Source organism: Undibacterium sp. FW305-107 (assembly GCF_058788535.1).
Genome location: NZ_JBYTAV010000021.1, coordinates 40,169 through 63,002 on the forward strand (window position 1 = coordinate 40,169; position 22,834 = coordinate 63,002).

Here is a 22,834-nt window from a genome sequence, read left to right on the forward strand (position 1 = left end):
TGTTATGCTGTGGTCTGGTAAAGAAAACGGCACAAATTAAAGGAATTGAGGTTATTTTGAGTACTTTGAGACAAGATTTTATACAGTTTTCAGTCGAGGCTGGAGTGATACGCTTTGGCGAATTCGTCACCAAAGCCGGTCGCACCTCACCTTATTTTTTTAACGCCGGTTTGTTTAATGATGGTGCCAATCTCGGCAGAATCGCCGATTTCTATGCACGTACCTTGCTGGATTCTGGCCTGGAATTTGACATGCTGTTTGGTCCTGCCTATAAGGGCATTACCCTGGCATCAGCCACCGCAGTGGCACTGGCGCGCATGGGCAGGAACGTACCGTTTGCGTATAACCGCAAAGAAGCCAAGGATCATGGCGAAGGCGGCAGCATTGTCGGTGCCAAACTGGCAGGCAAGGTCGTCATCATTGATGACGTTATTTCTGCAGGCACATCGGTGCGTGAATCGGTGGACTTGATCCGTAACGCTGGCGCTACCCCAAGCGCAGTGCTGATCGCCCTGGACCGTATGGAACGTTCCGGCAAGGATGATGCCCTCTCTGCCCATTCTGCCGCGCAAGAAGTCGGCCAGGCGTATGACATGCCGGTCGTTTCTATCGCCAACCTGAATGATTTATTTGATTATCTGTCGGTTGCTGGCGGTGATGTGCAGTTGTCTCAATATAAAGAGGCAGTCGCCGCTTACCGCAAGCGTTATGGCGCGCTGGACTGATTGGTATTAATAATATAGAAATAATTCCAGATAATTGACGTTTATCCGGTTTGAATGAGCTCTAAGTAGTAGCACTTACATGCGCTTGCATTAATTTTCCGCAGTGCGGCGAACACTCATTGTATACTGTGCAACTGTGGATAAATTGTGATCACTGTCACAGATGGATTCAAACTAGCGGTCCATTATCTGGTTAGCAAAAAGAATTTTGAACGAAGAATTTTGAATGTTCGCCATGGCGAAGAGGTTTTCTTGAATGAGTAAAAAAGCGTTAATCACTGGTATTACTGGTCAGGACGGAGCCTATCTGGCTCAATTGCTGTTGGAAAAAGGCTATACCGTTTATGGCACGTATCGCCGTACCAGTTCAGTCAATTTTTGGCGCATAGAAGAGTTGGGTATTGCTACTCATCCTGCCTTGCATCTGGTTGAATATGATCTCACCGATTTATCGGCCAGCATACGTCTGCTGCAAACTACAGGCGTGACCGAAGTTTATAACCTGGCAGCGCAAAGTTTTGTTGGCGTGTCGTTTGAACAGCCGCTGACTACGACAGAAATTACCGGTATCGGTGCCTTGAATCTGCTTGAAGCAATTCGTATCGTTAATACTGAAATCCGTTTCTATCAGGCTTCGACGTCCGAAATGTTTGGCAAGGTGCAAGCCGTGCCACAAATTGAATCAACACCGTTTTATCCTCGCAGCCCGTATGGCGTAGCCAAGTTGTATGCGCACTGGATGACCATCAATTACCGCGAATCGTATGGTATCTTTGGCTGTAGCGGTATCTTGTTCAATCATGAATTTCCGCTGCGTGGCCGCGAATTTGTGACGCGTAAAATTACTGATTCTGTCGCCAAGATCAAGCTCGGCAAACTCGACGTGCTGGAACTCGGCAATATGGACGCCAAGCGCGACTGGGGTTATGCCAAGGAATATGTAGAAGGCATGTGGCGCATGCTGCAAGCCGACAAGCCAGATACTTTTGTATTGGCGACCAACCGTACCGAAACTGTGCGTGATTTTGTCACCATGGCTTTCAAGGCAGCAGACATACAGTTGCAATGGTCAGGCGAAGGCGAACACGAAACAGCTACGTGCGCAAAAAGCGGCAAAGTGCTGGTGCGTGTCAATCCAAAATTCTATCGTCCTGCCGAAGTTGAATTGCTCATCGGCGACCCTGCCAAAGCCAAAAAAGTGCTGGGCTGGGAACCGAAAACCACGCTGGAAGAATTGTGCCAGATGATGGTAGAAGCGGATTTGCGCCGTAATCAGAACGGCGCGTCGTTCTGATGTCTGCGATGCCGCGCGCCCTGATAACAGGTATTAAGGGATTTACAGGTCGTTATCTGGCGCAAGAACTGAAAGAGGCTGGTTACCGGGTTTTTGGTACTACCCACGGAGCAGAAGCACCTGGGCAAGACAATTTTGCCGTCGATCTGGGTGACAAGCAGCGCCTGGCTGAACTGGTAGCAGAAATCCAGCCAGATGTGGTTGCCCATCTTGCCGCCATTTCATTTGTTGCCCATGGCGATGCTGCAGAAATTTATCGCGTCAATGTGGTCGGTACCCGTAATTTGCTGGAAGCACTGGCCAGCCTGGATAAAAAGCCAAAAGCCGTGCTGGTCGCCAGCAGCGCTAATATCTATGGCAATACCCGTACAGAAGTCATCGCAGAGAGTGAACCTGCTCAGCCTGCCAATGATTATGGCGTCAGCAAACTGGCGATGGAGCATGTGGCGCGTTTATGGATGGATAAATTGCCCATCATTGTGACCCGTCCCTTCAATTACACCGGTGTTGGCCAGACAGAAAATTTCCTGCTGCCTAAAATCATCAACCATTACCGCCGTCAGGCTAGTGATATAGAACTCGGCAATTTGGACGTCGCCAGGGATTTTTCTGATGTACGCACGGTTGCCAAGGCATATGCCCGCTTGCTGGAGCAGGCACCTGCAGGACAGACTTTCAATATCTGTTCCGGCACGGCCCATACTTTGCGCTCTGTATTGCAAATGGCCAGCGAACTTGCTGGTTACGAAATCAAGGTACATGTGAACCCTGCATTTGTGCGTGCCAATGAGGTACATAAACTCATGGGAAATGGTCAGCGTTTGCAGGCATGCATAGGTGAATTGCCTGCCATCGCCTTGCGCGATACGCTGGCCTGGATGCTGCAGCACAAGGACGCAGCATGAATGTCGTCCTGTCTATAGAAGCCATACACCCACCACTGGCTGGCATAGGCAGATACGCATGGGAACTTGCCACACGCCTGCCTTTGCAGACAGAGATAGAATCTGTACGTTATTTGTCAGATGGTTTCTGGCGCGATTTGCCACGCATAGATCAGCCAGCAAATACTGATGCAACAGTAACAGGGCCAGTAGTCACGGCACCAGCCAGAACCAGTTACAAAAGCCGCATACGCCGCCAGTTGGGGCAGCTACCCATGGTGGCGCGCTTGTATGGCAAGTTACTGCCCATCCTTGCTGGACGCCAATTGAACAGTGTGCCAGACGGGATTTTTCACGGCCCTAATTATTTCGTACCCAAAACCCGTTTGCCCAGTGTGGTGACGGTGCATGATTTATCGGTTTACCGGTATCCGCAATGGCATCCCAAGGCCAGGATAGACCGCATGCGCATTGCTATTCCTGAAGCAATCCAGCGGGCCAGCCTGGTGTTGACAGACTCCATGGCGACGCGAGACGAAGTGATGCAGGAATTCAGTCTGGGCCCTGATCAGGTGCGCGCCGTTTTGCTGGGTGTCGATGAAGTTTTCCACCCATATACTGCAGAAGAAACAGCGCCAGTCTTGCATGAATTTGGCTTGCAACCGGATGGTTATAGTTTTTTCGTCTCGACCATAGAACCCCGTAAGAACCTGCTGCATTTGCTGGCAGCTTACCGTGCCTTGCCAGATAGCCTGCGTCAGCGCTGGCCGTTGGTACTGGTGGGTGGCGAGGGCTGGCAAAGCGAAGCCATTCATGACGAGATAGAAAAAGGCCAGCGTGAAGGCTGGATCAAATACCTGGGTTTCGTTGACCAGCAATTGCTCCCCATCCTGTATGCCGGTTGCCGCTTGTTTACCTATCCATCCTGGTATGAAGGTTTTGGTTTGCCTATCGCCGAAGCCATGGCCAGTGGTGTGCCTGTGCTGACTTCGAATTGTTCTTCCATGCCAGAAGTAGCCGCTGGTGCCGCCATGCTGGTAGACCCGGCGGATGTTAATTCCATACGCGATGGCTTGCGCCAGGCGCTGGAGGATGAAGAATGGCGCAGCATCGCCAAAACACGCGGTTTGCAGCGTTCTGCCGAGCTGACCTGGGATGCCTGTGTGCGTAACACCGTGGCTGCCTATCAGATGGTCAAGACGGTCAATACGGTTAGAGCCGGTTAAGGATAGCGCCCAGTGAAAGTCCTGCACTTCTACCGCACCTATTACCCCGACACCTTCGGTGGCGTTGAACAAGTCATACGCCAGATGGCGGTGGGTACAACACGTCTGGGTGTGGAAAATGAAGTACTGACCCTGACACGCGATGCGGACCGCCCGCTGATAGAATTTGAAGGACACAAGGTACATCGCGCCCATTTGAATTTTGAAATTGCTTCAACCGGTTTCTCCTGGTCGGCGTTGTCGCGTTTTGTTGAACTGGCCAAACAGGCGGATGTGATTCACTATCACTTTCCCTGGCCTTTCATGGATATCGCTCATTTCCTGGGGCGTATCAAAAAACCCAGTGTCGTCACTTACCACTCGGACATCGTCAGGCAAAAATATTTACTGAAACTGTATTCGCCGCTCAAACACCAGTTCTTGCGCGATGTAGACCGCATTGTGGCGACCTCGCCCAATTATCTGGCCACCAGCCCGACGCTGGAACTGTATAAAGACAAGACCGAGGTGATCACCTATGGTCTGGACAATAGTATTTACCCAGTCCCCTCAGCGGAGCTGCTGGCGAAATGGCGTACCAGGGTAGGTGAAAACTTTTTCCTGTTCGTCGGCATGTTGCGTTACTACAAGGGCCTGCATATCCTGCTGGAAGCGGCGGCGGGGACGGATATCCCTATCGTCATCGTTGGTGACGGGCCAGAAGAAATCGAACTCAAGCGCCAGGCAGAAAGCCTGCAACTGAAGAACGTGCATTTCCTTGGTGCCTTGCCTGAACCTGACAAGGTCGCCTTGCTAACGCTGTGTTATGCGCTGGCATTTCCTTCACACCTGCGTTCGGAAGCTTTTGGCATTTCATTGCTGGAAGGGGCGATGTATGGCAAGCCCATGATTTCGAGCGAAATCGGCACCGGTACGACTTATATCAATGTCGCCGGCCAGACTGGCATGGTAGTACCACCGAGTGATCCGGCAGCTTTCAGGCAGGCCATGGAATATTTGCTGGCACATCCGCAAGAGGCGGCACAAATGGGTATCAATGCGCGTCAGCGTTATCTGGATTTATTCACCGCCGATAAAATGGCGAGCAATTATGCCCGCCTTTACCAGCAAGTCATAGATGAGCATAAGCACAAATAAGGCACAAGTAAGTTTGCCTAGCTTACCGTCAATTTCCTGATTTCAAACTCCCCACGCAGCCAGTTGCTGCCGATGAACTCAGTGTGATCCACATTGATGACATCAAACACCAGCAGATTATCTGACCACTCATAGTTTTCATCGAGATGGGTTTTTGCCTTGGTCAGTGCAGTGGTGACAGAGTAAGAACCTGGTCCCAAAGGACATTCAAAGGGCAGGACAAATTCCAGCGTATCACCCTGGCGCAAATCATTTTGCACCTGTTGCGAATACCATGTATTGCTGCCCCAGATGACGCTGCCTTGCTTGTCACGTAACATCAGCCCCAGCACCAGTTCCGGGATGTCGGCACGCAATTGCACTTCAGCCACCAGTTTGACCTTTTGCCCTACGTGGGCCGCGGCCAGTACCTGATCACTGTCCTGGTCGCGCAAGGTGAGCTTGCTGACAGTCGCCATGCCTGTGCCTGAACGTGTTTGCAGCCAGCCTTGTTCATTGCGGTTCTGCTCAACGGAGAAATTTTCGTTTTCCTTGCGGGCAATCATCGCATTGTAATAATCGACCACTTCATCTGCCGCACCTTGCTTGAGTACGCAACCCTTATCGATCAGGATGACGTGATCACACAGGCTACGCACATCACCCATGCCATGCGTGACCAGAATGATGGAAGTGCCCTGTTCCTTGAACTGACGTATACGGTCGAAACTGCGGTGCTGGAAATAGCTGTCACCCACCGACAGGATTTCATCAACGATGAGTACATCCGGGCGCACTGCAGTGGCAACAGCAAAAGCCAGGCGTGCCTGCATGCCGCTGGAATACACGCGCAAGGGCTGATCAAAAAAGGCGCCAATTTCAGCAAAGCTTTCTATGCCTGGCATGAGCTCGTCCAGCTGCTCACCACTGAGACCCATCAGACCGCCCGCCATATAGGCATTTTGCCTGCCAGAAAATTCAGGGTTAAAACCCAGCCCCAGTTCCAGCATCGCGCTGATGCGGCCGCTGACGGCGATACTGCCAGTTGTTGGCCGTACCGTACCGGTAATCATTTTCAGTAGCGTGCTTTTACCTGCGCCGTTCTGGCCTATGATGGCTACTGCCTGGCCCGCAGGCACATTGAAACTGATATCGCGGTTGGCCCAGTATTCATACGCAGGTTTTACTGGCAGCCCAGCCCAGTACATCAGGCGTGACAACAGGCCGCTGAATTTCGAATAGCATTTTCCAACGCCAGAGACACTCAATACAATTTGACTCATAATGCATCCACCAGATCTGCGCTGGCACGGCGGAAAATCCAGAATGAAAATATAAACATGCCGGATGAAATCAGCACAGGAACCAGCAAATCTGCCACGTTTGGTACTGCGCCATATAGCAACGCGTTCTGGTAGATCTTGACCAGCGGTGTCATCGGGTTCAGGTTTAATACCGCGATAAAGCGCTTGGGCATATTGTCCATCAGATAGACCACAGGCGTGAACCAGAACCACAGTTGCAGGACGATGCCCATGACCTGACCAACGTCGCGTGAAAATACATTCAGCAGCCCTAGTATGATGCCCAGGCCAAAGGCAAACAGGATGATCAGCAGCATGCCCAGCGGCAGTACCAGCCATGCTGCTGTCGGCATGTGGCCAAAGAATAAAAACACGACTGCTATTGCTGCCAGCAATAACAAGTGGTTGATGAGGGCGCTGCCACCAACGATCACAGGCAGGCAGAGTCTGGGGAAAGAGATTTTTTTCAGCGTGTTTGAATAGTCAATAAACACCGTGGTACAGCGTGTCATGATTTCCGCAAACAAACCCCAGGCTGCCATACCAGCCATCAGATAAATCGCATAGGCCGACTTGTTTTCGATATTTGGTATCTTGGTGACCAGCACTTCAGACAAGACGATAGCGAAGATGGTAGCTTGTGCCAGAGGATTTAAAATCATCCACAGGGCACCCAGTTTGCTGCGCGCAAAGCGCCCGGCAAACTCGGCCTTGATGGACGACAGGATAAAGTGGCGGTAGTGCCACAATGAGATAAGTACAGCTTTCAAAGCTTGGTTTTCCTTAGCAGGGATTAGCCTGCAACACGTCCATAGATATCATCGAATCTGACGATATCATCTTCACCCAGGTAAGTACCGGATTGCACTTCTATCAGTTCAAGATCGGTTACACCCGGGTTTTCCAGCCTGTGCTTGACGCCCAGCGGGATGTAGGTGGATTGATTGGCAACCAGGGTCATGACTTCTTCGCCACGCGTGACCAGCGCTGTGCCACTGACCACGATCCAGTGTTCGGCACGGTGATGATGCATTTGCATCGAAAGACGGCCACCCGGTTTGACGACGATGCGTTTGACCTGGAAATGTTCGCCACTATCGACAGAATCATAATGTCCCCATGGACGATAGACCTTGCGGTGGTTATCGGTCTGGGTATAGTTTTCATCTTTCAGGCGGGTTACAACACGTTTGATGTTCTGGGTATTGGCTTTATTGGTAACCAGTACCGCATCTGGTGTTTCGACCACGATGACATCTTCCAGACCCAGGCAGGCAACCAGGCGGCTGTCAGAAATTACCAGGCAATTGCGCGAGTCTTCCAGCAGCACATCGCCATGGGCAGTATTGCCGTTCTCATCCTTGTCTGACACTTGCCAGACCGCATCCCAGGCACCTACGTCAGACCAGCCTGCATTGAAAGGCACGACATAGCCGGGGATATGCAGATACTGGTCTTTGGCCAGTTTTTCCATGACGGCATAGTCAATGGAGTCAGAAGGGCAAGACAGGAAGGCTTCTTTATCAACGCGGACAAAGTCGCTATCGATGCTGGCTTTGTCCATTGCCAGTTTGCAGGCCTCATGCATGGCTGGATGAAAGTGCTGTATGGCTTTCAGCCAAGTGCTTGCACGCATCATGAAAATGCCGCTATTCCATAAATGGCGGCCACCATCCAGATATTGCTGGGCTACCTCCAATACCGGCTTTTCTACAAAGGCCTGCAGTTCGCGCACCGCCTGGCCTGGTAACACATCGCCAGTCTGGATGTAGCCATAACCGGTTTCAGGGCGGTCTGGTACGATACCAAAAGTCACCATGGCACCATCGATGGCTTGTTGCAGACCATCTTGTATGGCCTGGTGAAAACCCTGTTTATCATTGATGACATGGTCAGCCGGCATCACCAGCAGGACTGCATCAGTGTCTGATGCCACCGCTGCCAGGGCTGCCAGTGTTAATGCCGGGGCTGTATTGCGACCGCTTGGTTCGAGCAACAGGCTGCAGTTGTTGAAACCTGCGACGCGCAATTGCTCTGCCGTGATGAAGCGGTATTCTTCATTGCAGACCACGATCATTCTTTCGGCCACGCCCACGGCACCAGAAAAGTCCCTGACGCGTGTTGCAGTTGCCTGCAACATGGTCTCTTCGCCTATCAGGGCGAGCAATTGCTTGGGATGCTTTTCACGCGATAGCGGCCATAGCCGGGTTCCAGATCCCCCGGAGAGAATGACAGGCTGTAATAACATGGATAACTTTCGTAATCTTTATGCCTTTGGGTTTATGTCCTGAGGCAAATCATTATAAAATATTTAATATATTGCAATAAGTATGCAATCAGCGGCAATTTTCCTCCGGCTAGGCTGGTCAGATGTGAGCAATTGCTGAATAGGCTAAACTTGCAGGACCTGAAGGGTAAGCCAGAGTCAGGCAAAAAGTCTGAAGCTGAAATAATCTGGAAATTTGCAGACGCTGATAATTTCGTCGCAGTTTACATCATCATTTATACTTCTACCCCTTTTTCTAGCCTTTTAGCGGTCTAAACACGAATCATTTGCCGCCTATTATGAATAAAACATCCGGATTATATGGCGAATATGGCAACACAGAACAAATCTGAATGCGAAGCACAGCAACTGGCTGACAAGACCAGTTTGATATTGAAAAGCAGGAAGCATTCAACACCCGTCGGCATTGCTTCGAATGAGATGGGGGCAGAGCAGGATGATGCAAGGGAAATCATGTTGAATCAGCAAGATATTGCTCAACAAAATGCTGAAGTATCAGCACCGCCGCAAGGTTTGCGCCAGAAATTGCGTTCCATACCAGGTCTGGGTTATGCATTGGCCTGGGGCCAGGCATTGTTGCGCTTGCCGCGCACCCGCTTCCAGACCGAAGTTGCGTTGACAAATTTGCAAAGGCAGATTGATGGTTTGCAATTGCAGTTGCGCAGTCAGGAACAAAAAATCTTGAAAATGGAAGAGCAAAAACTCGCCATACGGCTGGAAAAATACGATGCACTTGATATTGGTAACAGGTTAATGGAGTTGGATCGCCTGCACATAGGTCGGCAGTTGCGTTCCATGAACCTGATGATGCGTGCTGGTTTGCAAAACGGTATTAAGCAGGTTGAGCAAGCTGCTGTAATTACTACGGAGCCAGCAAATCAGCTCGTTCCTGCCAACACTAGCCAGCCCGTAGCCAAAGTTGCCAGCGATTTTGACCAGGATCAGTTTTATCTGGAATTCGAAGCCTTGTTCCGCGGTTCACGTGCTGATATCAAGGAGCGCTTGAAAGTCTATTTGCCGTATCTGGCGCATATCAGCGAACAGGCAAAAGACGAACGCAAGCTGGTCATCGACGTCGGTTGTGGCCGTGGTGAATGGCTGGAATTGCTCGATGAACAAGGCATACCTGCGATGGGCGTGGATATGAATATCTCTATGGTCAATGCCTGTCTGGACCAAGGTTTTCTGTGCCGCCATGCTGACGCCATTGCCTATTTGCGCGAACAGCCTGCAGGCAGCATAGGAGCAGTGACTGGTTTTCAGATCATAGAGCATTTGCCGTTCGAGCAATTGATTGCGCTGTTTGATGCAGCCCGTCATGCATTGTGCCCTGGTGGCGTCATTATTTTTGAGACTCCGAATCCGGAAAACCTCAAGGTGGGTGCCTGCAATTTTTATTTTGACCCTACCCATTTGCATCCTATCGTGCCACAGGTGGCTGAATTCATGGCGCGGCAGCGTGGCTTTAGCCATGCAGAAATTTTGCGTTTGCATCCTTACCCTGATGATCACTTGCTGCACGGTGGCACTGAGGTTGAAGCACTGCTCAATAAGGAATTATTCGGTGCTCAGGATTATGCAGTCATAGGTCGTAAATAAGATGCAGATACATCAATTCAGCCCTTCCTGTGGAAGAGGTGACGGCGTCAGCAATGGCATGTTCTTTACTCGCAAGCTCTTGCGCGAGATGGGTTTTACTTCCGCCATTTATTGTGACCTTGTGCAGGACGAAGTGCGTGATGAAGTGCAGCACTATAGTGAATTGCAGCTTGCTGAAGATGACATCCTGCTGGTGCATCACAGCCTGGGCTATGAGAATTGCGCCTGGCTCAAAGACATCAAAGCGTGCAAGGTGCTGGTGTACCACAACATCACTCCGCCACAATTTTTACCCGATAATGGCTTGCCTGAATTAAGCATGCTGGGCAGGCAGCAATTGGCATTGTGGGCGCAGGATTTTCAGGCTGCCATCGGTGATTCTGATTTGAACAGTGCTGAATTGCGTGCGGCTGGCCATACAGATGTGACGACGATTCCCTTACTGGTGGACGTGACGCGCTGGCAGCATCATAGCTATAACACGGAGCTGATGAACAGCTTGCGCGGTGCCCACAATATCCTGTTTGTTGGCCGTTTGTGCGAACATAAGCATCAGTTGCAATTGCTGGACATGCTCGATGAATTGCGCCATTTCTCGCGCCAGTCAGTACGCCTGATATTGGCAGGTGGTGTCACCAGCATGCCGTATGAACAGGAAGTGCGTACCCGCATCGCTGAATTGAAGCTGGAGGCACAGGTGCTGATGACAGGCAAAGTTTCTGATGAGAATTTGCTGGCCCTGTACCGCAATGCTGACGCCTATGTCAGTCTCAGCGAACATGAGGGTTTTGGCATGCCTCTGATCGAAGCCATGCTGCATGATGTGCCAGTGATTGCACGTGCTACTGAAGGCGTCACTTCCACCATGGGCGGCGCAGGCATCTTGCTGGATGCTGACGTGACCCCGGCCACTTGCGCCGCGCATGTGCATATGCTCTTAACTGAGCCGGCTTTGCGCCGTCGCATCATTGCCGGTCAGCGACAAAATATCCAACGCTTCTCGCGTCAAAAAATTCAGGCAGATTTGCAGCAATTCCTGCAAAAGCTGGGCGCACAAATTCCTCAACAGGCAGTGGCTACCAATGAACAGCAAAAGCCCCTGTGGCAAATCGAGGGCCCTTTCGATTCTACCTATAGCCTGGCCATCGTCAACCGTGAACTGACGCGTGCCTTGGCATCCCAAAATGACGAGGCTGTGCAACTGGGTTTGCGCAGCCGTGAAGGTTATGGTGACTTCGCAGCCTCGGCAGATTTCCTGGCCGCCAATCCTGATATCGCTGAATTGCAAACGGTATCTCAACAGGCAGTAAATATGCCTGACCTGGCCTTGCGCAATTGCTATCCGCCGACGCTGGATGATATGCAGGCGCGCGTCAGGATCGTGAATTCCTATGGTTGGGAAGAGACGGGTTTCCCGCAAGAGTTTGTCAATGAATTCAACCGCAAGCTGGATTTGATTTTGGTGGTGTCGCGCTTTGTCGGCACAGTCTTGCGTGACAATGGTGTGCGTGTACCGATTGCTGCTGTTGGCAATGGTGTTGATCATGTCATGCGTGTTGCTGCGCTACCGGTACCGCAGGCTGTTTTGGATAGCCTCAAGGCTTATCGTTTCCTGCATGTCTCATCCTGTTTCCCGCGCAAGGGGCCTGATGCCTTGTTGTTAGCTTATGGCCAGTCTTACCGGGCCAGTGATGAGGTCAGCCTGGTCATCAAGACTTTTCCCAATCCGCATAATGATGTGGCTGAACAATTGGCGGCACTTCAGGCCGCTGATCCGGATTTCCCGCATGTGCTGATCATCATGGATGATTATAGCCAGGCGCAAATGCGTGGCTTGTATGAGGCATGTGATGTGCTGGTTGCCCCCAGCCGTGGCGAGGGCTATGGTTTGCCGGTAGCTGAAGCAATGTGGCTGAAACTGCCGGTGATTGCTACCGCATGGAGCGGGCAGATGGATTTCTGCGACGACAGCAGGATCTGGCTATGTGACTATCAATACGCCAAATCAACTTCGCATTTCAGTTCCACGCATTCAGCCTGGGCAGACCCTGATGTCAATCATCTGGCGGCGCTGATGCGGGAAGTACATGCCAGCCCGGCAGATGTCATCGCCAGAAAAACTGCAGCAGCGCATGCGTTTATATCAACGCACTATGCATGGTCAGATGTCGCCAGCAGAACCCGCCAGGCGATTGCAGCGCTTGAGCAACAACCGCTGTTGCGCAAGGAACCGCGCATAGGCTGGATCAGTAGCTGGAATGCGCGTTGTGGTATCGCTTCGTATTCTTCTTTCCTGACTGCTGGCATGCCGCAGGACAGGGTGGTTTATCTGAGCAGCCATATCCCTGAAAGAACAGCGCGCGATGCTGAGAATGTCATTCGTAGTTGGGATGCCAGCATGGACGAGGATCTGGAGCATACCTGGCTGATGATCCAGGAACAGAAACTGGATGTGATTGTTGTCCAATACAATTTCGGTTTCTTTTCACTGGCAGCCATGGCGCGCCTGATCAGGCGTGTCAAGGAAGACGGCAAGGCGATCCACTTATTCTTTCATTCGACAGCCGACGTGCAAAGAGAAGATGGACTGATCAGCTTGTCCACTATCGTTGCCGAATTGAATCTGGCTGACCGTATCTTCGTGCATGGCCTGGATGACATGAACCGTCTCAAGAACCTGGGTGTTGCGGATAATCTGGTGTTTTTTCCGCAGGGCTTGATGCCAACGCTGGAGCATGCTGCAGCCAGAGTGGATACTGCGAGTCTGACAGGCAAGACTGTGATCGCCGCTTACGGATTCCTGTTGCCGCATAAAGGCGTACAGGCATTGATCAAGGCATTTATAAAATTGCGCGGGCAGGGCAGGAATTATCATTTGTTGCTGGTCAATTCACTCTATCCATCCGGCTTGTCCGACAATGAATATCATCAATGCCGCCATTTGATTTTTGAATCAGGCCTGGATGCGCATGTGACTTTCCTGTCGGATTATCTGACGGATGAAATCAGCCAGTCATGGCTGCAGCAGGCAGACCTGATTGTTTATCCGTATCAGCAAACGCAGGAATCTTCGAGCGCTGCAGTACGCATGGGGCTGGCTTCTGGCCGCCCGGTAGCAGTGACGCCTTTGTCGATTTTTGATGATGTCAAAGATGCGGTGCATGTTTTGCCTGGTACCGAACCTGCAGATATTGCTGAAGGCATCACTGCAATTTTACATGATGAACTAAGGCTGAAAGAGAAAGCAATACAGGCGAAGGCCTGGACTGCCACCAGACAATGGCCAGCCTTGTCGCAACGCTTGTTGAATACGATTGATGGTATTGCGAATGCACTGGATATCGATATTGGTCGCATCTGAGCGCACAAAAACGGCGGATATATTCCGCCGTTTTTTATGGCCGGCCGCAAGCTGCCTGAGAACGTGTTTGCAGTAAAGCGATCAGCTTTGCAGTATGCTTTTGTCTGGCCCAGTCTTGCAGGTGGTGATCAGTATCAAAGAACCAGCTCTCCGGATACATGAAATCTTTTGGCTTCCCCAGATACGCTATGCCCAGTTGATTCATGCGGTCTGGTAGCCCTGCGTAAAAGGCCAGGTCTTCTGCATCTGTATCGTATTTGGCATGATGCAGCAAGACTGTGGGCATGGCGATCAGGCAGATGTTATTTTCCTTTGCCCATTTCGCATAATTTTCCATGAGCTTCCAGCCGCCAGTTTCTATGGCTGCTCTATGCGCGTAATCCCAGGCTTTGGTTGCTTTGACTGAGGCGATATCGCCAGCGCTGCGTTCTGCTGCGCTTGTGTGGGTCTGATCACCTCTTGTATCAAGATGATGAGCTCCATAAGTGCCGCTGGTGACCGGTCCGTCTGGCAAATGCCGCAAACCATGCAGCCAGCGATCTGCTCCCAAACCTGCGGCATATTGCAGTTGAGTAATGCGTGACAGGCTGCGCCAGTAATCGAGATCCCTGGCCATGACATAGTCGATAATCTGCGAATTGGCTTTGCCCTCATCAAGGTAAAGCGCATATTCCATGGGCATGAGTATGGTGTCGCCGGGGCGTGCGACTCGACGTGATACATCCAGTATATAAGGCAAGCCTAGCCCTGCATTGACAGCGAGATTAACGACAGGTTTGTGCCAGTAATCTTCCAGCATGCCTGAATCTATGCCAAACATGGCATTTGAACCTGCCACGATCAATACACGTGGTGTTTTGACTACTTGTGCTGCGTGGATTTTATGTTGATAAGCATCATAAACCCAGCGTGAGCTGGCTGTCGGCGAACCGAGCTGGTATTTGATGCCGACTATCCATAACAGGCTGAGAACCAAAAAACTGCCGGTCAATGCGAGCAAGAATTTCTTCATATCCTCGCCCAACTAAAAATTAAAATACAAAAATTCTGTGGCTGGCCTGACTGCCATCCATTTCAGCGCAAACCACAGGCAGATGCCTGCAATGATACCGAATGTGATTTGCCTTTTTTCGCTGAGTGGTCTGATTGCGATATTCGGGCTGGGATCGTAATTCAGTAATTCTGTCGTGTTAGGCAAGAACCAGACGACAGCCATGCCTATGCCTATCCACAACCAGCCTGCATCTGGTGCTGTGCTCAACAAGCCTTCAAATATCTGGGCGATATTTTTCCAGGGCAGGGCGGGTAGATGTACGCCTGAGCCAGGTTGCAGCAAAGCGGTATACATATGTCCGGCACTTGTCATATCAGGCGCACGGAACAATACCCAGGCGAAGGCAACGAGGATGAAGGTCACAGCGATAGTAATTATTTTGGGTAGTTTCCCCCATAGTCTGCTTAGCGCTGAACTGCTTTCCAGTACATGGTGCCAGAAGTGATTGATGAGCAGCATAGTGCCATGCAAAGCACCCCATAAAAAAAAGTTCCAGCCAGCACCATGCCAGATGCCAGCTAGCAGCATCGTCAGCCATAGATTGCGGTAACGCATGAATTGGCCGTGGCGGTTTCCGCCCAGGGGTATGTACAGATAATCGCGCAAGAAACTGGACAGCGTCATGTGCCAGCGCCGCCAGAAGTCGATGATGGAAGTGGCTTTATAAGGCGAGAAAAAATTGACTGGCAGCTTGAAGCCAAACATCAGCGCCAGGCCTATTGCCATGTCTGAATACGCAGAAAAATCAAAATACAATTGCAAGCTATACGCCAGCATGGCCTGCCATGCTGCTTCGCTACCCGGTGTTGCTTGCCTGGCCAGCTCAAAAACCGGGCTGGCATAGCGCGCCATGCTGTCGGCCAGGATGGTTTTTTTGAACAAGCCAAGTGCGAGAAAACACACGCCGGTGATGAGTGCTTCTTTTTGTCTGAACAGGGGATTTTCATCTGCCCTGGTTTGCGCAATCAAAGGCTTGTGATGCACGATAGGCCCGGCGATCAGTTGCGGAAAAAAGGAAACAAAAAACAGATAGTCGAGCACATTGTGTCTGTGCACATCACCATGCCTGCAATCAACCAGATAGGCAATTTTCTGGAAGGTGACAAACGAGATTGCCAATGGCAGGATGATGGGGTCTATCGGTGGTGCTGCATGGAATGCCGCGAACAGATTGGCGAGCAAAAAATAGGTGTATTTGAAACCACCCAGTACCAGCAGGTTAAAGACGATGCCTGCCTTCATCCATCTTGTTGCGTGCAGATCCAGCGCTTGCTGCCTGGCCTTCAGGATGCTGCCACCGAGCCAGAAATTGATACTGATCGAACTCAGGAGCACTGCCAGATAACGCACATCCCAGACTGCATAAAATACCAGCGAAGCCAGCACCAGCCAGCCCAAAGCCGGTCTTAATCCCCATTGATGCTTGCATAGCCACCATACTGCCAGTGTGATGGGCAGGAAGAGGAACAGGAATCCAAAGGAATTAAATAGCATGGCGGGCAGCCTGGCACTGTATCAGGTGTGCGGCTGTGTTCACACGGTAGCGCCCAGCGCCAGTTTTTGCAGCTCGTCAGGTTTGCGGATGATGAGACGATGCAAGTCTTTTTCGACTATGCCTTGCTGGGCCAGATGCAAGAGCGCGCGGGTAACGGTTTCGCGGCTGGTGTTGATCATCATGGCAATGTCCTGATGAGTGGGCAGGTTTTCTATGACCTCGAGATTGCCTGGCATGATTTTTTTGAACAGGGCAATGAAGGCGTAGATGCGACGCGAAGTATTGCCTATGCTGAGCAAGGCACGGAATTCAGAATCGCGTTGGATTTTTTCAGCCAGATGGCGCAGCATCATGTTTGCCATGGCTGGTGAGTGCGAAAACAAATGCAGTGCCGTGGCACTGGGTAAAAAGCCTACTAGCACATTGCTCAAAGCGACTACCGAGGCAGAACGCGGAGTGCCATTGATGATGGCTATTTCACCAAAAAAATCACCTTCCTTTAGCATGCGCAAACCAATAGCGCGGCCATCTTCGGTAACATCGACGACTTGCAATTGTCCTGAGAGCAAAAATAACAGGCTGTCACCGATGCCACCCTTTTGCAATACCACATCCCGTTTATTGAAGTGACGCACGCGCATGTCGCCCTTGACCTTGTTCATGTCCTCGTCGCTCAACCCCATTAACAGGGGGATATTGCGCAAGTTGACTGTAATCTGGTTGACTTTGACCTGTACTTTGGTCTGAATGGGAATATTTAATTGCAACTGCCCAGGCAAGGGCGTTTGCGACTCCCCGCCCGGTGCCTTGTTGTGAATAACAGCGACTTCGTTATTTGATACTGTCATTGATCAATCCAATGTTGAAGGGGCTTGTATTGCCAATTGGTGACCCTTCATTCGTTTTCAATATTTCCTGATTCATAGATGATGGCAAGTGATGATGCTGACATAAAATTAAAATTCAGAAATTTTGCCATTGCCAGCTCAATTGTACCGACTTGCTATTGTATTGAAGGATGGAGATATTTTCCTTGTTATTTATCGCACGGAATTCCAATTGCAGTGACTGTTTGTCTGTGAAATACCAATTTAATCCAGCTTTCACCATCTGGATATCTTGTCGCCTTGCTACATCAATCAGATTGGGTGAGTAAATCTCTGCACTTTGCCATACTTGCTTGCTCCAGCCTAATTCAAGCTCGCTTTGCTGGAATAATTGGCGCCTCAGATTCAAATTGCCATAATAGCCAGTCCTGTGTCCGCCCTGTCTATCTGCATGAGCGCGGTCTGCCATTGCTGCCAGGCCAGCTTGTAACTGGTATTTCTGGGTTTCGTAGGACAGCAGGCCTCGTAATTCCAAGGTGTGTGCATCAAAATTACCCAGAGTCGGATACTGCACATTGGTCAATCCGGCTATTGCACTGAAACGCCAGGGACTATCCTGACCGACTGGTGGTGACATGCGCAATTGTACGATTTCCTGCTTTTGATACAGTTTACCACCCAGGCTCAGCGCGCTGATCAGGCCGGTACCTCTGATACTGTAGTCTTGCCATTTCCACGGTTTTTCTACGCCGACGGCAAGCGCCAGTGTGTTATACGCGCTCAGGCTGTCATAACTGCGCAGACGTACCTGAGCAAAGCCCAGAGTACCGTTATTACTGATTTCCTGAGAGATGTTGCCAGATAAACTTGCAAACCGGTCTGCTTTGGGCTGATATTCAGGCAAAAGCTGCAAGGTTATTTGTTCGGTACCACTCCCGAATGTGAAAAAGGGATTGCTGGCACCTTGATTAACATTCGTGTCATACCCTGCCTCTACAGCTAAGGCAATACGCCGTTCAGGTGCGGCAGGAATACAACTTTTGGGTTGCCATAATTCCAGTTTATATAACTGGTCTTCTGACAAAGGCAAGTTTTGCCGCATTTTAAACAATACTTTATCGGCCTCTTCTTTATTACCCAGTTTGCACTGTAGCATCGCCAGATCCAGCCACGCACCTGCGTGCAATGGCTTTTTCTCTATCAGGGCACTTAGCATGGCCTTGGCATCATCGTTGCGCTTTTCGCTGATGGCTTTCAATGCTTCCAGGTACAGGTTTTCACTTTCCGCTTCATTGTCAGCTTTTGCGACAGCACTGCCAAATACCAGCAACAGCATCAAGATTGGTAATTGACGCGCTATCTTATGGGACATTCTCATGCAGTAACCTCTACCGTGTATATGGTAGTCGGTTTTTCCTTGCCTTTCAGCAGACGCTCGCCCAGTGGCTGGAACTGATGTCTGATTGAACCATCCACGGTACCCTTGCCGATAATGATGTCATGCGGGTAATGACGAGCTGCATCCTCCAGGCGTGATGCTGTATTTACACTGTCGCCGACGGCGGTGTAAATGCTACGGAAGGAACTGCCAAAATCTCCTGCAATCGCAATGCCGCTTTCTATTCCGATTCTTACTCTAATCTTTTTTCTCCCTTGTTGTTCGTATTGGGCACTCAATTTTCTGACATTTCTGACGATTTCTATTGCTGCATCCACAGCCAGATCGGCATGATTTTCTACAGGCAGCGGTGCTCCCCAAAAAGCTACCAGGCCATCGCCAGTGTATTTATCCAGTGTGCCACCTTTGCCCAGCACGGGACCAGTCAGGCATTCGAGAAATTCACGTGTCAGGCTGGCGGCTTCTTCCATGGGCAAGTTTTCTACCTGGCTGGTATAGCCCTCCATATCTGCAATCAGCGTAGTTACATGCAGTTGCCTTGGTGCCAGCGGGTCTTTCAAATCACTTCGTAATAATTCTTGTACAACTGCTTTGGCGACATATTGTTGCAGAGTCCCTAATAACCTTCTTGATTTGCGTTGCGCAGTTTGCCAGCCAAAAGGTACGGCAACCGCCAATAAAAAAAAGTTCGCTGCCAGGGGGCCGACTGGGGAAAACCACATATCATGGTCTACCACCAGATAAGCCAGTGCCACCCAGGCAACTGAAGCCAGACCCAGCATCAGGGTATTTGACAGAGCAGAAAAGCGAGGGAACATAAACATCGCCATTCCTGCAGTCAGCAGTGTAAACAATACGGCAATCAAACGCCCCGGCCATTTCACATAGGTTCTTCCTTCATGTTCATCCAGCATCGTACTCAGCGCCTGAGCGTGTACCAGAAAACCGCTGGTCGAATACCATAATGGCGTTGGTACTCTGTCCGCCAATGCCAGGGAAGATGAGCCTATGATGATATATTTGCCGCGCAAAGCCTCCAGCGGCGTCGTATCCTGCAACACACTCAGGGCAGGCACGACTTCATATGAAGACAGTGTGCGGCTATACTCAACGCGCGAAAACCCATTTTCATCTACATCTGAAAAACGGCTCTTATGCGCAAACAGCTGATCTTTGCGCATCTTTGAGCAGCATTCCAGCAAGACACGTGATAATTCAGAGTAAACTTTCCCTTCGAAGCGAGTCTGAACTGGAATTCGCCGTAAAGTTCCATCTGAGTCAGGCACAAATCCGATATTGCTGATGTAGCGCGCATTGCTGAGGCCAGAATGATTGGCAATATAGCCCGTGGCTTGCGCCATGCTGGCACGCTCTGCCTGAGTATAGGCAGTAACCGGGGTGCCGCCTGTCAGTTGGCCGTTGCGCGCCGGTGTCTGTTTGTTTTTGTCAAAATCAAATGCCTGAGCCAATACTACCGGGCCATGTGCTGCCAGTGCTGCCAGTCTTTGGTCTCCTACTGTATCTTTATGTTCTTCAAAATATATATCCAGGGCGACGCCGCGTACATCAAACTCAGTAATAAGTTTCTCTATCAAATCAGCAATGCGCTCCCTGGGCCATGGCGCTGCCCCTAATACGGAAATGCTATGGTCATCAATATCTATCAGTGCCAGGCGTTCTTCCGGCTGGTTTTTTGCACGTAGCTGTACAAACTGGTCTCTTACCCACTCATCACCTGGCAGAGGACGGCGGCTTTCCGGCAAACACTCGTTCAGCGCGCACAAGCCGACCGCCATGATGGCTATCACCAGCCATAAATAGGTTTTGGCAGGAATACGCAAAAAAAACTCAGATACAGGCCTCATGATTGCGTAAGAAGGTCCGTTGAATTATTCACTGGGCAATGAGGTGATCTGGAAGTTCATATCAATCAAAATGATTTTGGCAGCATCATAAGCTGGATTAAATAAAGTGTGTTAAAACTTGTACATCTTTTTGCGTGACGGCAATAAATTGATGCATAGTCTTGGCGAGAATACTTGTTTATCCATCATTGCTTTGTGCATCCATGATAATGCTTCTGCTTTCAATGGCTTGGCAAAAAACTGTTATAGTAGCCTGAAATCGTAAATTGTGATCACCGTCACAATATTTTTTGTATTTCAGTGGATAATGCTAAAAATATGAGCAGGTGTAAATGAGCAAGTGTAAATCGGTATAAGCCGGAGCAATGTGTGCCCGGTGTGAAAGTCTTTGCCGGTTGCTCAGGCAAGCGAGGAAATAATATGAAGAGTAAAACAGAGAATGTGCTGAGCCAGCTGGTCCGGTGGATGCTGGCATTCATGCTGGCGATTCCCGCGATGGCATACGCAGAAGATGCGGTGAAAGTCACGGCAGTCTGGGGCAAGGTTGACATTAATGGAAAATCAGCAAGCGTTGATAGTGCCGTTGCAGAGGGAGCCAGTATTAAAACTGGGACCGATGGTTACATTTATTTGAAAACCATGGATGATGGTTTGTTGATCGTGCGCCCGAATAGTGAAGCTCGCATTGTCAATTATCATATTGATAAACAGAATCCTGCCAATACGCGTGTCAAGTTGGAGTTGATCTCTGGCGTTGCACGCAGTGTTTCTGGTAGCGCCGTGAAACTGGCGAGACAGAATTTCCGCTTTAATACTCCTGTAGCTGCTATCGGTGTGCGTGGTACGGACTTCACAGTCTTTACCGACAAGGATACAACGCGTGTAGTCGTTGTTGATGGTGGCATTGTTGTCAGTGGTTTTGGCGGTGCTTGCTCACCACAAGGTGCAGGTCCGTGTGAAGGTGTTGCCGCTGCCGAGTTATTCGCCCGTCAACAAGGTGTTTTATTGCAGATCAACAAAGGTCAGAGCAAGCCGCAATTATTGCAATCAGCTCCTGGTTTAACGCCAGATGCCATTGCTCCTCCAAGGCCAGATGAACCGGGCAGTAAAAGTGCAGCTAATAATAGCGCTACTTTGATTGCCCCAGCTGCAACGGATCCTAATCTTGACCCCAACAAGGTCGGTGGTGTCAAACAGACCCTGGCTTCGAATACCAACAAAACGCCAAATAATAATGGTGCTGGCAATGGCAATGGTGCAGCATTGACTAACACCATTATCTGGGGGCGCTGGTTTGAGCTTTTCGGCCAAAAAGCTGACTTTGATATTACCAAGCAAGACCAGAATGGCGCTTCTGCACGTGGTACTAATGCTTACTTTGCTATTTTTCAGGCTAAAAATACGGAATGGCAAGTTCCAACCACTGGTTCTATGGGCTTTGCCTTGAAAGATAGTCAGGCAGTTGTCGTAGATAATATCAAGAGTCTGGAGTCGGCAGCCAAGCTGGAAAACGCTAAATTGCAGCTGGATTTTGCTAAAGCGACATTCACTACGGGGTTTGATGTGATTTCTGGTAGTGAAAAATTTGCCTTGAAAGGTGAGGGAACTGTTACCAGCACGGGTATCTTATATGGTGCAAATCAATATGTGCCAGCTGCAAATATGTCCATACAAGGGGTTGTGACTAATGAAAAAGGCGGTACTGCAGCTTATATATTCCAGTCAAAATTGAATGAAGATGGCACGCGCATGGTGTATGGAGTGACGAATTGGGGTAAACAGTAATATTTAATACTGCTTGATCCTGTCGTTGAAATACAAAAGGGCTTCTGCGGAAGCCCTTTTGTATTTGTAGGAAGAAACCTCGAAAAAGTTCACAAATGATATTGCCTATATACAGGCTTGAACTTAAAGCACACAGCGTGGGTCTGTGTCTTGGCCGGGTTGATTTGCTACATCAGATAATACTTAAGTCTGTAAATGATTTTGTTATTTGATGTAACGAAATATTCATTTTGGTTTACTTCAGGTCAGGCCTTATAATTGTAGGTTGGCAAAGTCATATCTAGGCTTTTCATTTGAAAGCTGTTTCTGCAGAGCAAATGAAAAATTTCGGAATAACAAGCCAAATGTTGTTAGGTATTGCTTTTTTTTGAAAATGTGATTTCAGTCACATCTTCGATTGGGTGCTTCTGCGATTATCTGCTTGCCGTAACGCGAGTAAGTGCCTAAAAAGCAAGCTTCGCACTTTTTAAATTAATTAAATTAGGAGTTCTTAAATGGCTAATACAGCTGCTGATATCCAAAAGCTTTACATCGCATACTTCAACCGTCCAGCGGACCCAAATGGTCTGGCGTACTGGATGGCCCAAAGCTTCACGCTGAACCAAATTGCCGA

The 22,834-nt window shown here is 49.9% G+C and carries 16 protein-coding genes; 8 read left to right on the plus strand and 8 right to left on the minus strand.

Translation table 11 applies throughout. The annotated features are described in order from the left end of the window. The first annotated feature begins 56 nt into the window (after positions 1-56). From pyrE to AC3WQT_RS28440, 5 genes are all read left to right on the plus strand, one after another. Positions 57-725, plus strand: coding sequence for an orotate phosphoribosyltransferase (gene pyrE, locus AC3WQT_RS28420; protein ID WP_492709317.1), 669 nt, complete (start codon positions 57-59; stop codon positions 723-725). Between the two features lie 256 nt (positions 726-981). After that, the gene (gmd, locus tag AC3WQT_RS28425) at positions 982-2,019 is read left to right on the plus strand and encodes a GDP-mannose 4,6-dehydratase (RefSeq protein WP_492709319.1); all 1,038 of its coding nucleotides are present in this window, start codon (positions 982-984) and stop codon (positions 2,017-2,019) included. An 8-nt stretch (positions 2,020-2,027) separates the two neighbouring features. Continuing rightward, positions 2,028-2,924, plus strand: coding sequence for a GDP-mannose 4,6-dehydratase (locus AC3WQT_RS28430; protein ID WP_492709348.1), 897 nt, complete (start codon positions 2,028-2,030; stop codon positions 2,922-2,924). Beyond that, complete coding sequence (locus tag AC3WQT_RS28435; protein ID WP_492709320.1) at positions 2,921-4,129, plus strand: glycosyltransferase family 4 protein; 1,209 nt, start codon at positions 2,921-2,923, stop codon at positions 4,127-4,129. Before AC3WQT_RS28430 ends, AC3WQT_RS28435 begins: the two co-directional genes overlap by 4 nt. 12 nt (positions 4,130-4,141) lie before the next feature. Continuing rightward, complete coding sequence (locus AC3WQT_RS28440; RefSeq protein ID WP_492709322.1) at positions 4,142-5,266, plus strand: glycosyltransferase family 4 protein; 1,125 nt, start codon at positions 4,142-4,144, stop codon at positions 5,264-5,266. 17 nt (positions 5,267-5,283) lie between these two features. Here the strand turns inward: AC3WQT_RS28440 and AC3WQT_RS28445 are convergent, their stop codons facing one another. The 3 genes from AC3WQT_RS28445 to AC3WQT_RS28455 are packed head-to-tail and all read right to left on the minus strand — an operon-like array spanning position 5,284 to position 8,797. After that, positions 5,284-6,528: an ABC transporter ATP-binding protein gene (locus AC3WQT_RS28445; protein WP_492709324.1), complete on the minus strand. Its 1,245-nt coding sequence runs from the start codon at positions 6,526-6,528 to the stop codon at positions 5,284-5,286. Next, on the minus strand, positions 6,525-7,319 hold the full coding sequence (locus AC3WQT_RS28450; protein ID WP_492709326.1) for an ABC transporter permease: 795 nt from the start codon (positions 7,317-7,319) through the stop codon (positions 6,525-6,527). Before AC3WQT_RS28450 ends, AC3WQT_RS28445 begins: the two co-directional genes overlap by 4 nt. A gap of 23 nt (positions 7,320-7,342) precedes the next feature. Further along, positions 7,343-8,797, minus strand: a complete 1,455-nt coding sequence (locus AC3WQT_RS28455) for a mannose-1-phosphate guanylyltransferase/mannose-6-phosphate isomerase (protein ID WP_492709328.1) — start codon at positions 8,795-8,797, stop codon at positions 7,343-7,345. Positions 8,798-9,145: 348 nt separating this feature from the next. On the opposite strand from AC3WQT_RS28455, the gene AC3WQT_RS28460 reads away from it, so the two are divergent. Further along, on the plus strand, positions 9,146-10,435 hold the full coding sequence (locus AC3WQT_RS28460) for a class I SAM-dependent methyltransferase (RefSeq protein WP_492709330.1): 1,290 nt from the start codon (positions 9,146-9,148) through the stop codon (positions 10,433-10,435). A gap of 58 nt (positions 10,436-10,493) precedes the next feature. Next, entirely contained in the window at positions 10,494-13,796 is a 3,303-nt protein-coding gene (locus tag AC3WQT_RS28465) for a glycosyltransferase family 4 protein (protein ID WP_492709332.1), read from the plus strand. A gap of 34 nt (positions 13,797-13,830) precedes the next feature. Here AC3WQT_RS28465 and AC3WQT_RS28470 read toward each other — a convergent pair whose 3' ends face one another. The 5 genes from AC3WQT_RS28470 to AC3WQT_RS28490 form a co-directional block, all read right to left on the minus strand. Beyond that, a complete protein-coding gene (locus AC3WQT_RS28470) occupies positions 13,831-14,808 on the minus strand; it encodes a hypothetical protein (protein WP_492709334.1) in 978 nt (325 codons plus the stop codon). Between the two features lie 12 nt (positions 14,809-14,820). Beyond that, positions 14,821-16,344, minus strand: a complete 1,524-nt coding sequence (locus tag AC3WQT_RS28475) for an MBOAT family O-acyltransferase (RefSeq protein ID WP_492709336.1) — start codon at positions 16,342-16,344, stop codon at positions 14,821-14,823. 39 nt (positions 16,345-16,383) lie between these two features. Then, positions 16,384-17,193 carry a Crp/Fnr family transcriptional regulator gene (locus tag AC3WQT_RS28480; RefSeq protein ID WP_492709338.1) on the minus strand — a complete coding sequence of 270 codons (810 nt, stop codon included), beginning with the start codon at positions 17,191-17,193 and terminating at the stop codon, positions 16,384-16,386. A 115-nt stretch (positions 17,194-17,308) separates the two neighbouring features. Then, positions 17,309-18,550 carry a tetratricopeptide repeat protein gene (locus AC3WQT_RS28485; protein WP_492709340.1) on the minus strand — a complete coding sequence of 414 codons (1,242 nt, stop codon included), beginning with the start codon at positions 18,548-18,550 and terminating at the stop codon, positions 17,309-17,311. After that, positions 18,547-20,412, minus strand: a complete 1,866-nt coding sequence (locus AC3WQT_RS28490; RefSeq protein ID WP_492709342.1) for a CHASE2 domain-containing protein — start codon at positions 20,410-20,412, stop codon at positions 18,547-18,549. Before AC3WQT_RS28490 ends, AC3WQT_RS28485 begins: the two co-directional genes overlap by 4 nt. A gap of 444 nt (positions 20,413-20,856) precedes the next feature. Between AC3WQT_RS28490 and AC3WQT_RS28495 the strand changes: the two genes are divergently transcribed. Next, positions 20,857-22,221: a FecR family protein gene (locus AC3WQT_RS28495; RefSeq protein WP_492709344.1), complete on the plus strand. Its 1,365-nt coding sequence runs from the start codon at positions 20,857-20,859 to the stop codon at positions 22,219-22,221. Positions 22,222-22,834 lie beyond the last annotated feature (613 nt).

What these genes read in the sequence shown, in the direction of transcription:
- gmd (WP_492709319.1), top strand. Translation starts at nt 982, where the DNA reads ATGAGTAAAAAAGCGTTAATCACTGGTATTACTGGTCAGGACGGAGCC.
- AC3WQT_RS28430 (WP_492709348.1), top strand. Translation starts at nt 2,028, where the DNA reads ATGCCGCGCGCCCTGATAACAGGTATTAAGGGATTTACAGGTCGTTAT.
- AC3WQT_RS28435 (WP_492709320.1), top strand. Translation starts at nt 2,921, where the DNA reads ATGAATGTCGTCCTGTCTATAGAAGCCATACACCCACCACTGGCTGGC.
- AC3WQT_RS28445 (WP_492709324.1), bottom strand. Translation starts at nt 6,528, where the DNA reads ATGAGTCAAATTGTATTGAGTGTCTCTGGCGTTGGAAAATGCTATTCG.
- AC3WQT_RS28455 (WP_492709328.1), bottom strand. Translation starts at nt 8,797, where the DNA reads ATGTTATTACAGCCTGTCATTCTCTCCGGGGGATCTGGAACCCGGCTA.
- AC3WQT_RS28460 (WP_492709330.1), top strand. Translation starts at nt 9,146, where the DNA reads ATGGCAACACAGAACAAATCTGAATGCGAAGCACAGCAACTGGCTGAC.
- AC3WQT_RS28465 (WP_492709332.1), top strand. Translation starts at nt 10,494, where the DNA reads ATGTTCTTTACTCGCAAGCTCTTGCGCGAGATGGGTTTTACTTCCGCC.
- AC3WQT_RS28470 (WP_492709334.1), bottom strand. Translation starts at nt 14,808, where the DNA reads ATGAAGAAATTCTTGCTCGCATTGACCGGCAGTTTTTTGGTTCTCAGC.
- AC3WQT_RS28475 (WP_492709336.1), bottom strand. Translation starts at nt 16,344, where the DNA reads ATGCTATTTAATTCCTTTGGATTCCTGTTCCTCTTCCTGCCCATCACA.
- AC3WQT_RS28480 (WP_492709338.1), bottom strand. Translation starts at nt 17,193, where the DNA reads ATGACAGTATCAAATAACGAAGTCGCTGTTATTCACAACAAGGCACCG.
- AC3WQT_RS28485 (WP_492709340.1), bottom strand. Translation starts at nt 18,550, where the DNA reads ATGAGAATGTCCCATAAGATAGCGCGTCAATTACCAATCTTGATGCTG.
- AC3WQT_RS28495 (WP_492709344.1), top strand. Translation starts at nt 20,857, where the DNA reads ATGAAGAGTAAAACAGAGAATGTGCTGAGCCAGCTGGTCCGGTGGATG.